This is a genomic window from [Rhizobium] kunmingense (genome assembly GCF_977018605.1).
The window spans coordinates 885,594-897,705 of the sequence record NZ_CDRNXG010000002.1 but is presented as its reverse complement, the minus strand read 5'-3'; the positions used below and the strand labels follow the sequence as shown (position 1 = coordinate 897,705).

The 12,112-nt window shown below is 56.2% G+C and carries 8 protein-coding genes and 1 pseudogene; 5 read left to right on the top strand and 4 right to left on the bottom strand.

All coding sequences use genetic code 11. From position 1 onward, the window contains the following. Positions 1 to 330: 330 nt before the first annotated feature. Positions 331 to 1,129, bottom strand: a pseudogene (locus tag AC0JZ4_RS22690) (IS110 family RNA-guided transposase); the annotation flags it as partial. Positions 1,130 to 1,237: 108 nt separating this feature from the next. On the opposite strand from AC0JZ4_RS22690, the gene AC0JZ4_RS22685 reads away from it, so the two are divergent. Further along, positions 1,238 to 2,010 (top strand): IS5 family transposase gene (locus AC0JZ4_RS22685; protein WP_471889071.1). Its coding sequence is split into 2 segments (ribosomal slippage): positions 1,238 to 1,558 and positions 1,561 to 2,010, totalling 771 coding nucleotides; the frame shifts between segments, so codons are not numbered across the junction. A gap of 259 nt (positions 2,011 to 2,269) precedes the next feature. Here AC0JZ4_RS22685 and AC0JZ4_RS22680 read toward each other — a convergent pair. After that, the gene (locus AC0JZ4_RS22680) at positions 2,270 to 3,697 is read right to left on the bottom strand and encodes a mannose-1-phosphate guanylyltransferase/mannose-6-phosphate isomerase (RefSeq protein WP_471888729.1); all 1,428 of its coding nucleotides are present in this window, start codon (positions 3,695 to 3,697) and stop codon (positions 2,270 to 2,272) included. After that, positions 3,698 to 5,152 carry a phosphohexomutase domain-containing protein gene (locus tag AC0JZ4_RS22675; protein ID WP_471889070.1) on the bottom strand — a complete coding sequence of 485 codons (1,455 nt, stop codon included), beginning with the start codon at positions 5,150 to 5,152 and terminating at the stop codon, positions 3,698 to 3,700. A 519-nt stretch (positions 5,153 to 5,671) separates the two neighbouring features. On the opposite strand from AC0JZ4_RS22675, the gene AC0JZ4_RS22670 reads away from it, so the two are divergent. Genes AC0JZ4_RS22670 through AC0JZ4_RS22660 form a run of 3 tightly spaced genes read left to right on the top strand, consistent with a single transcriptional unit; the run spans position 5,672 to position 9,865 of the window. Continuing rightward, on the top strand, positions 5,672 to 7,183 hold the full coding sequence (locus tag AC0JZ4_RS22670) for a hypothetical protein (protein WP_471888728.1): 1,512 nt from the start codon (positions 5,672 to 5,674) through the stop codon (positions 7,181 to 7,183). Positions 7,184 to 7,221: 38 nt separating this feature from the next. Then, on the top strand, positions 7,222 to 8,862 hold the full coding sequence (locus tag AC0JZ4_RS22665) for a GMC oxidoreductase (RefSeq protein ID WP_471888727.1): 1,641 nt from the start codon (positions 7,222 to 7,224) through the stop codon (positions 8,860 to 8,862). Beyond that, positions 8,852 to 9,865: an NAD-dependent epimerase/dehydratase family protein gene (locus AC0JZ4_RS22660; protein WP_471888726.1), complete on the top strand. Its 1,014-nt coding sequence runs from the start codon at positions 8,852 to 8,854 to the stop codon at positions 9,863 to 9,865. Before AC0JZ4_RS22665 ends, AC0JZ4_RS22660 begins: the two co-directional genes overlap by 11 nt. Here AC0JZ4_RS22660 and AC0JZ4_RS22655 read toward each other — a convergent pair. Continuing rightward, positions 9,862 to 10,155, bottom strand: a complete 294-nt coding sequence (locus AC0JZ4_RS22655; protein ID WP_471888725.1) for a hypothetical protein — start codon at positions 10,153 to 10,155, stop codon at positions 9,862 to 9,864. The genes AC0JZ4_RS22660 and AC0JZ4_RS22655 overlap by 4 nt on opposite strands. Before the next feature lie 256 nt (positions 10,156 to 10,411). Here AC0JZ4_RS22655 and AC0JZ4_RS22650 point away from each other — a divergent pair, with 256 nt between their 5' ends. After that, positions 10,412 to 11,728: a UDP-glucose dehydrogenase family protein gene (locus tag AC0JZ4_RS22650; protein WP_471888724.1), complete on the top strand. Its 1,317-nt coding sequence runs from the start codon at positions 10,412 to 10,414 to the stop codon at positions 11,726 to 11,728. The last annotated feature ends 384 nt before the right edge of the window (positions 11,729 to 12,112 follow it).

Genomic DNA, 12,112 nt, shown 5'->3' with positions numbered 1-12,112 from the left:
ATCACACGGTCTGATCGATATTGAGGTTGCGTTCCGTTGGTTCATCACGCTGTTGTACCTTGCCGCTATCCCGACGCCTGACGCCGAGAATCCCGTCTACGCTTTCATCATGATCGCCGGAGTCTGATATGTCCCACCTTTCACGAGAAGCGCCCATATCGTACGCGCTATTTTGTTAGCCAGCGCTACTGCTGCGACCTTATAGGGCCTCCGCTCCAGCACAGAGGCGATCCAGGCTGGTAGTTTCGCTCCTCGTCGAGCCTGCTTCAGGATCGACGTCGCGCCAACAACTAACAATGTCCTCAACTGTTTGTTGCCACGTTTCGATATTTTACCAAGCCGCTCTTTTCCCCCCGCTGGAGTTCGCTCTTGGCGTGATGCCAATCCAGGCAGCCAAGTCGCGCCCTGTCCGAAAGCCTGCGGGGTCGGGAACTGAAGCCCGGACAGTCGCTGCAATGATGGGCCCGACGCCTGGGATCGTTGTCAGACGGCGAGCGGCATCATCTGCTTTCACTGCGGCGACAATCTTGCTGTCGAGCTTTTCGATCCTCTCCGTCAAGATTTCGATTTGCTCAGCCATTTCCAAAAGCGCCACCCGAGCTGAAGGGGGAAGTCGATGATCCTCTTCGTCACGTACGATGACAACGAGCTTGGCGATGCTGGGCATCCCGGTTGCGGCAATGATGCCAAGTTCGGCCATGTGGGAGCGCATGGCATTTGACATCTGGCTGCGCTGCCGGACTAGCAACTCTCGCGTCTTCAAAACCATACCGGCGGCTTGTTCTTCTGCGGATTTAACGGGTACGAAGCGCATTGTCGGACGCGTCACCGCCTCACATATGGCCTCTGCATCTGCGGCGTCCGTTTTATTTCTTTTCACGTAAGCTTTCACATAGGCAGGTGGCATCAGACGAACCGTATGACCGAATGCTCCGATCGCGTTCGCCCAATAGTGGGCGGTGCCGCAAGCTTCGATACCGATCAGGCAAGGCTCGATGGAGCGGAAAAAATCAAGCACCTGCGAACGCCTCAAGGAACGGCGAACCGCGACTTTTCCATCTCCAGTCACGGCATGGACCTGAAAGATCGACTTGGCTAAGTCAAAACCGATTGTGGTAATCTTCTCCATGGAACGGTTCCTTCAAAAGTGTGGTGATTAGCGTCCCCACAATAGGCATCCTTGATGCCGGTTCGAAGGGCCGTTCCACACCATCAATCTCCCAGAAAGGAGATTGCCATGCGCCGTCACGAATTGAGCGACGAAGAATGGGCCGTCATCGCACCACTGCTGCCGAGCAATAGCCGTGGTGTTGAACGCGTCGATGACCGCCGGGTGATCGACGGCATCCTTTGGCGTTTCAGGACTGGTTCGTCCTGGCGAGATGTGCCGGAGCGTTATGGCCCACGCACGACGCTTTACAATCGGTTTTCCCGCTGGCGCAAGGCGGGCGTCTGGGATCGTCTTCTGGACGCGGTTTCAAAGCGTTACGATGGAGACATCGTGATGATCGACAGTTCTTGTGTTCGCGTTCACCAGCATGGTGCCAACGCTAAAAAGGGGGCTCTGCCGATCCTTGCATGGGACGTTCTCGTGGCGGCCTGACGACAAAAATACATGCTCTTGTCGATGCAGGCGGCAGACCGGTTCGGCTGGAACTCACCGCTGGCCAAGCTGCCGATTCACCCATGGCTGAAAAACTGTTGAGCGACCTACAACCCGGCGCGACGATCCTTGCCGACAAGGCATACGACACCGATGCAATTCGAAACTTTGCCAAGCAACACAAATGCTGGGCGAATATCCCCGCAAAGGCCAATCGAAAGCAGACATTCAGCTTCAGCCGCTGGGTCTACCGTCAGCGCAATCTCGTGGAACGGTTCTTCAACCGTATCAAGCAGATGCGGGGCCTTGCGACGAGATATGACCGGCGCGCTGACAATTACCTCGCCGCCCTCAAACTTGCGGCGACGAGGATATGGATCGCCTCAGCTAATGAGACCGTGGCCTAAAACCCGGTCGAGGAGTATTCTGCGGACCCCTAGATGTCGGGGCTGCGCGAACCGCGCCGCCCTTGGTGCCGGGACGAATTTCTGGTGTACGTTGCATCAGCAGTGATGATCGCTTTAAGGCCATGCCAGAGACGTCCCGCGACGCCCAAAAATCTATCCTGACGCCACCAATTCCTGTCAAAAGCACATGACAGTTGGTATCCGGTCAGGGCGTTAAAAGTGAAGGTGTCACTCAGGTCACACCTTCAATGTGCAAAGCTCATTGTCGTCCAAACTCATCGACGATACGAATGATGTCGTCTTCACCGAGATATGACCCTGTCTGCACTTCGATCATCTCAAGCATTATTTTCCCAGGATTGGAGAGGCGATGAATCTCACCCTGGGGTATGTAGACCGACTCATTCTCGCGAACGATCCTTATCTCGTCCCCGATAGTCACCTCGGCCGTTCCCGTTACGCAGATCCAGTGCTCGGATCGGTGATGATGCTTTTGCAACGAGAGCGTCTTTCCAGGCGTCACGAAGAGCCGCTTCACCTGAAACCGATCGCCGTTGAGAACGGAAGTGTAACCGCCCCACGGTCGGTATGAGGTAGGATGACTTTGCGTCAATCCTGCCGTCTTTTTTACGGCCGCAAGATGCTTGACGAGCGTACTCACGGTCTGGCTCCCTTCAAGCTTACCGACATAGACGGCGTCCTCGCTGGCGACGATCGCAACCCCACTCATGCCCTGGACCGCGAGATGACTGGTGTTGGAGAGTACAAGGCAATTGCTCGTGTCCAAGATAGTCGCATTCCCGGAAACGACATTGCCGTCGGCGTCGCGATCCGTGAACTTCCATATCGCATCCCAACTTCCAAGGTCGGACCACGCAAACGTGGCTTTGACAACGGCCACATTCGACGTCTTTTCCATGACCGCGTAGTCAATCGAGATGTTGGGACTGCTAGCGAATGCGCCCGCCTTCAATCGAAGGAAGTCGAGGTCTCTGGTCGCTTCGGCAACAGCGCTGCGCGCAGCCCTCTCGACGTCGGGAGCGTGGCGCTTGACTTCCTCGAGGACCTGTCCGGCCTTGAACATGAGCATGCCCGAATTCCACACGAAGTCGGAATTGGAAATCATCGATTGGGCAGCCGGTAATGACGGCTTTTCGACAAAGCGCCTGACTGCGTTCGCCCCGCACTCCAAAGTGTCCCCGATCTCTATGTAACCATAGCCGGTCGCCGGTTCTGTTGGCGTGATTCCGAATGTGACAAGCGCTCCTCTGCCTGCAGCTTTTGTCGCGAGGCGCACTGCCTCGGCGTACCTTTCGCCTTCTTCAATCTGATGGTCGGCCGGCAGGACCTGCATGAGCGCATCGGGGCCGAATCGCTCGGCTACATAGGCCGCCGACGCAGCGATCGCGGGCGCGGTGTTGCGCGCAATTGGCTCAAGCAAAATGGCTGAGAGTACGGTTCCTGTCTCCCGCGCCTGTTCTGCAACAAGAAAGCGGAACTCCTCATTCGTTATAATGATAGGCGCTTCGTAGATTGCCGGGTCTGCCACCCTCTTCAACGTCGCGTGGAAGAGAGTTTCGTCGCCCAAAAGCCGGATAAACTGTTTGGGCGCCAAGGCCCGTGAGAGAGGCCAAAGTCGCGTTCCTGATCCGCCCGCCAATATCACCGGAATAATCTTGCTGCTCACTCAGATGTCTCCCAATGCCGTCTTGGCGCTATGAATAGCAAGCTGCGGCGTCCAGTGTTTCACTCGGTGCAAACAGGTTTTCAGAAGGTCTTCGGCTTCCTCGTGGGTTTGCGCCTCGACATAACAGCGCATCTCCGGTGCGTTTCCGGACGGCCGAAGATGAATGATCTGTCCATTATCCATCGTGATGCGAAGTCCATCGATTTCGCAGACCGAAGCGATGCTCCCCATCGGTTCGATGAACTCTTCAAGATCAGCTGGGGTTGCCCGTAGAAATTCCATCAGACTTGCGCTCGTCGTGAAAGGGAAATTCTCGAGACGATCGGCTGCCGTCTTTGGCAAGGCAAAGCTTTCGTGGACTGATGACAGCTTGCGGCTGGACGATACTGAAAGATAAAGGGATGCAAGTATCGGCAGGAAGCTGTCCCTGGTCGGCAGCGGCGAGATCGGCATGTTCCCGCACTCGAACGGCGATGCCGTCAAAGTACCGCCATTCGCCTCAAACCCCAGCACCCTGAAATGTCCATCTTTAATCGCGCTATTCATCGCCTCGATGACGTAGGGTGACCCGACTTTGGTGCGGACGACGGAGAAGTCACCTGCATTCTCCAATCCGGAATTCGACGTTACAGGAGTGACAACCGTGGATGCTCCGACAACCCGCGCGGTGATGAGGCCGAGCAAGTCGCCTCGCAACGGCATGCCATTTTCGTCAGCAACGAGCGGCCTGTCTCCGTCGCCGTCCGTTGAGACGATAGCGTCCAGTTTGTGCTGTTGCGACCATTCGCCGAGCTGCTGCAAAATCTCCGGCGGAAGGGCCTCCGTGTCGATCGGAATAAATTGATCCGAGAAACCAAATGCAACGATACGAGCGCCGTATCGCTCAAGCAGCTCGGGAAGGAAGTCGCGCGCCACTGATGAGTGTTGATATATTCCGACACTCATTCCCTCAAGCGCCGAGGTGGGGAGAATTTGCAGGTTGCGTTCCATGAAAAGCGTGCGAGCCGCTGCCTCATTAGACGGCGCGACGGCGGCTTCGGCACTTATCTGGCCTTTGGCCAAATTGGACGCTATCTCACTGATACGTCGCTCATCGCTCTTAGTGATCTCGCCATCGGGCAGGTAGAACTTTATGCCGTTTCGATCAGCCGGAATATGAGAGCCTGTGACCATCATGGATGCCACGCCGAGGCTGGAGCCGTAATGAGCAAGCGCGGGTGTGGGTACCTTTCCACAGTCGATCGGGTCAAACCCACAGCGTTTCACCGCACCGATCAGACGGCCGCTAATGCTCGCACTCGTAGGGCGGAGATCTTGCCCGACCAATAGATAATCACCGCGCTTGCTTTGGCCTGTCTCAAGGAGGTAGGCGGCGAATGCCTGAGCGTAAAGCGCTGCCATGTGCCCATCGAGCTCAGACGCCAAACCCCGCAGACCGCTGGTCCCAAACTGCATCAGCATTCTTCTCCAGATGGGGCGGATACGAAGGCAACGCCCATTACGAGACTTCAGGTCAACCGCCTGCTTGCTTTCGCAGACATAACGGGCGCAGATCACACAATCGCACTAGGCACCTGCGCATACTGATTTGTTATAAATGCCAACTCCAAAGGAGTGGGTTACTGCCGAGAACAAATTTCCATGCGGAATTGTTTTTTGCAAGTGCGAAATCACTACAATATCTCTATTGCACCGCGTTGACAGTGAATACTATTGTGCATTTCACGTGCGCATTGACAATAGTAACAAAGAATCCAATCGACATATGACAATGATTTTATTGGGCAATGATGTTCATCATTGCCGTGCTATACGCCCCACATCAAGATTTATGCGTCCATATAACAGTCATGGCGAACTTTATAGTTGACGTAACCGACTGATGCGGTGCAGCATGAGATGGCATCTCCATTAAGGGTTACGATGCCGTCTTTTTTTCAAGATGGCGGCACTAGAGCTGTTCGGCGGGTGACGATGGGAATTGAGCCCATAGGGATCGTGACGCTACTTGTTGGTCTGTACTGCCTTGCGGTGGGTTACAGAGCGGCAACCAAGGTGTTCATCGTGGCGAGCGTTCTGGGCGCCGCCGCTGCGGTATCGCTCGGCTCTGCAAGTATACAACCGGCGCATCTTTTTCTTTTTTTTGTTGTCATTACGGCATTTCGCGATCCGCTGATCTGGCGGCGTACTGTGAAAGGACTGACGTTCGGTCGCGCGGGGTTCTGGCTCGCGTGCCTTGTCGTATATGGCTGGCTGAGCGCATACTTTGCACCGAGAGTCTTTGCCGATGCCAGCCTGATCGTTCCGCTTGGTCTGTCTGATTTTCCCATAACGGGCGGGGTGGCAAGGCTTGGCCCCGTATCCAGCAACCTCACCCAGAGCGTGTATCTGGCCGCGGACCTTGTGTGCTTCACGATGGTTGCGGCCATCGCATCGACGCAGCGCGGTTTTGAAAGCATCATCACAGGATTGCTTGCCTATGCAGGGGTCAATCTCCTGTTTGCCGTGCTTGACGTTGTCACGTCTGCGGTTGGCCTTGGAGACCTTATGCATTTCTTCCGCAACGCGGATTACACGTTGCGAAACGAGGACACGATCAACGGCGTCAAGCGCATAGTCGGGTCCTGGCCCGAAGCATCCGCGTTTGCGGGAACGACACTTGGCGTATTCGGGTTCACGGCAACGATGTGGATATGTGGACGGAGGGCTCAATGGAGCGGGCTGCTTGCCGTTGGCTCGTTGTTTGCCATTATTCTTTCCACATCGTCTACCGGACTTTTTGCGGCCCCCATTTGTCTAGTTATCCTGTATGCTACGGCATTATCTCGTTGTGGTGCCGGGCGCTCACACCAGAACAGCTCATTTTTTGTTATCGTTGCGCCGCTCATCTCGGTGGCTGTCGTTCTTGCGGTCATTGTCCAGGGCGAGATCTTTGATCGGCTTTATGACTATGTCGATATGGCACTTCTCAGTAAGGCGTCATCCGATTCCGGAATGACGCGTGCGTCGTGGAATGCCCACGGCATTCAGAACTTTATGGACACATACGGACTGGGCGCCGGGCTTGGAACATCACGCACTTCGAGCTTTCCGGTTGCGCTCCTATCCAATGTAGGCGTGCCGGGGACACTGTTTTTTTTGCTTTTTGCCGCCAGCGTCTTTGCCTTCAGAAAGAACGGAGCTGCGACTTACGTCCGCGATGTCCGTGCAGCGGCACGAAACGGGTGCCTGTGCCTGCTCGTCGGAACTTTGGTCGCCGGCCCGACGGTGGATCTCGGCCTGCTTTTCTTCATTCTGGCGGGGCTGGCGGCCGCAGTCCCGTCCCAAACGGAGGCTCGCGTCCCCTTCCTCCATTTGCGGAGCAAGGGTTTCGCGGACGATGGCATATGGACGCGCCGGCGAGGCCGAAGCCCAAGTCGCTCTTTTCCTGTCGAACAGGGCGAGTATCCCGGGCGTCGGACACTGGGAGGTATCGCCGGTGACTGAAGCCAGTTCTAACACGAGGCGATCGGGGATGTTGCGACATGGCAATGATTGATCTGAGCAGGCCGTCGGCAGTCTCACCCTTGCCGAGGCTCACATGTGACATCTGCATTGTAGGCTCCGGACCTGCAGGGGCAACGATTGCAAAAGAGATGTCCGGATCAGGGCTCACTGTCGTTCTCGTGGAAAGCGGTGGAATGGAACGCGACCCGCGAGCAGATGCCTTGAACACTATCGAGAACGTCGGGCGAGCCCGAGCCAAGGATCAGTGGTCTGTTCGTAATCGTATAGTCGGTGGAAGTTCGCACACCTGGGGTGGGCGATGCGCCGGCTTCGACGAAATCGATTTCCAGTATCGTGACTGGGTGGAAAATTCAGGATGGCCGATCACGGCACGTGACGTCCAACCCTACCTCGAGAGATCTGCGCCGCATCTCGGTCTGGCAATGGGAGGTGGATTTTCCGACGAGAGTTTCTGGGACCTTGCCGGCCAGAAACATCCCAAGCACGAAGTCGATCCGACACGGCTTCTGCCATTTTTCTGGCAGTTCAGCCGTGACGGCAAGGAGAGTTATCCATTTGAGTATATGCGCTTCGGGCGTCATTTGCCTTCAGTCCTTGGCGAAAACACTACCCTTCTCGCCGGCGCAACAGTGACGCGGGTGCTGTGCGGCGCAGGCCAGGACTGTGTGCAAGGCGTCGAGTTTGCCACGTTCGATGGCGTACGTCATACACTGAATGCGTCGATGGTTGTGCTTGCTGCTGGGGGCATCGAGAACGCCCGTCTGCTTCTGGCCTCAGGTGATGCCTCACGGAAGGGCTTGGGCAACGACCATGATCAGGTCGGTCGCCACCTCATGGATCACTTGCGTGGCCCCGTAGCCCATTTCGATGCAAAAGGTACAGCTCAATTGCAGCGGCGCTTCGGCAGATATAACCTCCAGGGTCGCTTTTTCCGAGCCGGCCTACGCCTGAGCCCTGAAGTGCAGAAACACGAGCAGCTACTGAACAGCGCGGTATGGCTTGGTGAAGTTCTGTCCTCTGAGGATCCCTGGGACGCATTGCGTCGGGTTGCCGCGAGAAAGGCTCGGATCGGCACCGATGCGATGCTACTTGCCCGCAACAGCCTCTTTATGCTCCGCGCCGCGTTCGGCTATTTTGCGAGCGGCCAGGGGCTGCCGCGCAAGGTGGACAAATTGAGTCTCGAATGCATGTGCGAGCAGGTGCCCGACAGAGAAAGCCGCATCACGTTATCAGACAAGCTGGACAGTTTCGGCGGTCGTCTGCCCAAAGTTGATTGGCGGAGCCATCCAGACGAGGCACGCACGATGCACCGTACAGGAGAGCTTTGCGTCTCGGAGTTCGCCAAAGTCGGGCATCCCATTCCCAAGCTCGAAGAGTGGGTTAAGGACAAGGCTCCCATCCCGGACACATTCGTTGATGTGGCGCATCCTACCGGAACTACCCGGATGGCATCGACGGCGTCACATGGCGTGGTGGATTTGAACTGCCAGGTTTTCGGCATTCCCGGCCTCTTCGTCACAGGAAGCTCGGTCTTTCCCACAGCGGGTCACTGCAACCCGACACAAATGATCGTGGCAATGTCCATAAGGCTGTCAGACCACATCAAACAGCGGATTCGTCTGGCAAGTGACGAAAGGTTCTTCGCCAATGCAGGCTGACACAATCCTCGTGACCGGCGCGACCGGTCGGATCGGACGTGTCGTTGTCGCAGATCTTATTGAGCGGGGATATCACGTCCGCGCGACAACCTCCAAGTCGATACCGCCAGGCTCCGAAAAGGTTGAATGGCGACATGCCGACTTCAACGCCGAGATTGATTATCAGGGGCTCGTGGGCGGTTGTGCCGCCATTATCCACCTGGCCGCAGAGCTGGGAAATAAGGACCGGATGGAGCGCGTCAATGCGCGCGCCACCGAGGAGCTCGCCAGGGCTGCAGAGCAGGCCGGCGTCAAGGTTTTCTGCTATGCCAGTACCGTGTCCGTCTATGGAAGCGCATTGTCGCGGCACGTGAATGAAAGTTCACCGGTGTTGACCGAGACGCACGATGTCTCGTCTCAATACTGGGCACTGGACTATGTACGTGCCTATGGTCGAACCAAGCTGCAGGGTGAGATGAGCTTGCGCAGCCTGGCATGTAAGACGCGCTTCTACATATTCCGCCCGGCGGTGGTCGTGTCGCTGGCGCAAATCATCGGGATACGGGACTGGAACCCCGTCAAACGTGTTCTCGGGTCCCATCGACATTCACACCATGTTTTCGATCTCGACGTCTCCGACACAATGATTTGGTTCATGGAGCAAGGCTTGACTGGAAAGTCTGCGCCGGGACAAGTCGAGATATTCAACATTTCCGAAGACGAAAGACCGCAAGCACGTCACGTCGACTTCATGAAGCGAGCATACCGGGTGAGCAGTGATCGACGCTACCTGCCGATCAGCGCACCGGCGGTTTTTGACTGGCTGCATGATTTCCTCAGATTTAGGTCTTTACCCCTACGCAATCCGCTGTGGCGAATGCGGTTCTCGAACCAGAAGCTGATGGATACTGGCTACCGGTTTCGCTACGGAATGGCGCATGCGGAGGCTTGTGCACTGGACATTCTGAAAAAGGAAAACACGGGATACGAGCCGGCCTTGCCGCCGACTGAAAATGCCATCTAATCCTGGAACCTGTCGGTGCGATCGATCTTCGTCCGCGGATCATCAGAGCGCTTGCTACGTCCCGACAAGCAGAGGTGGAGAACAACATGACCGGCGATGTAGCCGGCCTCCAGCGTAATCGCAACAAGTGCAGCTGAACCTATTGCGCTCCACATGGATGTCTCACTTGAGATCTCAATGCCAAACGTGGTCAAGAGGACGCCGATGACGAAAAGCGCGAACACGAGAATGGGAACGCGCAAGGCGCAAACAGCACCCAATGCAAAGCAAAGGCCGATGATCCACCCCATTGAAGCACTCCAGACTTTAACGCCTGACACATCAAAGACAGTCGATCTGTCGAGAACGCAGGACCGAGTATCTCGCCTTCCGTCCATTTGATGCGCCAGCGTGATACGGAACGTAAATGAACATTCTTAACAAACCCTGACGCTTGTTCACCAACCCCTTCAACCTGGTCAGCAGCGGCCAGCAGAACATACATTGAGTGAAGAGGCCTACGAACAAATGACTTCCCATGCGTGAGGCAAATCGAACGAGGTATACATGCGTATTGCGATGATCGGTTCCGGATATGTGGGGCTCGTCTCAGGTGTTTGTTTTGCCGATTTCGGGCACGAGGTCATCTGCGTCGACACTGACGCAGCCAAGATCGATGCGCTGAACTCGGGCGAAATTCCAATTTTCGAACCGGGGCTCGAGGCACTTGTGGAAGCCAACCGGCAGGCCGGTCGTTTAAGCTTCACACTCGATCTGCACGACGCAGTGGCCCAAGCGGATGTTGTGTTCATTGCGGTCGGAACACCATCTCGCCGCGGCGACGGGCATGCCGATCTGAGTTACGTATTCGCTGCTGCTCGCGAAATTGCGAAGGCGGTGAAGCGCTTTACAGTCGTGGTGACGAAATCGACCGTACCCGTCGGCACAGGCGATGAGGTCGAGCGCATCATCAAGGAGGCACAGCCTGGTGTCGACATTGCTGTTGTGTCCAATCCCGAATTTCTACGCGAGGGCGCCGCTATCAATGATTTCAAGCGGCCCGACCGGATCGTCGTGGGCACTACCGACCCAAGGGCAATTGAGGTGATGAGAGAGGTTTACCGACCGTTGTCGCTCAACGTCGTACCGCTATTCTTTTGCGAGCGCAGAACCTCCGAACTGATAAAATACGCAGCGAACGCGTTTCTCGCCATGAAGATCACATTTATCAATGAGATTGCGGATCTTTGTGAAAAGGTGGGCGCAGATGTCCAAAAGGTTGCGAGTGGTATCGGACAGGATGGGCGCATCGGTGAAAAGTTCCTTCATGCCGGCCCTGGCTATGGGGGATCTTGCTTTCCGAAGGATACGTTGGCCTTGATGAAGACAGCTCAGGACCATGAAAGTCCCCTCCGGCTGATTGAGACGACCGTGTCCATAAATGACAACAGGAAGCGGGCGATGGCGCGCAAGATCATAGCCGCATGCGATGGTACAGTGCGCGGCAAAAAGATCGCACTGCTTGGACTTACATTCAAACCCAACACCGACGATATGCGTGACGCACCCTCGATTTCGATTGCGCGTGCATTGCACGACAATGGAGCAATCGTCCATGTCTTCGATCCGGAGGGAATGGAAGCGTCCCAGGAACTGCTTGGCCCCGTTGTCTACGGCACGGATGCTTACAGTATCGCCAGGGACGCGGAGGCTTTGGTCCTCGTAACGGAGTGGGACGAGTTCCGTGCGCTCGATTTCGATCGGTTGCGGCTGTTGATGAAGGAGCCGGTCCTCATTGATCTTCGCAACATCTATCCGCATTCCGAGGTGGCCAGACACGGCTTCCGCTACACCGGCGTTGGACGAGGCATAAATCTCACATAGCTCTCAATAGGTTGGCAAGAAGCAGACCCTCATTTCAAAGCAGTCGAGAGGCTTACAGCGTTCGAACGACGCCTCAGGTCGAGATTGCTTCAGAGCGTGCGACACCAAAGACCCGCAATGCGCGTGCGCGGGAAGCGGCGCACGATCTCAAGTGCGCATACCGTTAGTACGTCGGGAGGGACACGGCCACCAACCCTGGCGGCGTCGCGATCACATTCTCGACCTGTCTGACCGTCTCAACGGACGGTGCGGTGACGCGGCGAACGACGACGATCGTTCACGACGAGAGTTCGGTGCAAAAGGCAGACGCCGCCCTCATTGCCATACAGGTGGGCAAAAGGACTGTATCAGGGTCGACTTTTGACGCGCAGGAATATGACGGAC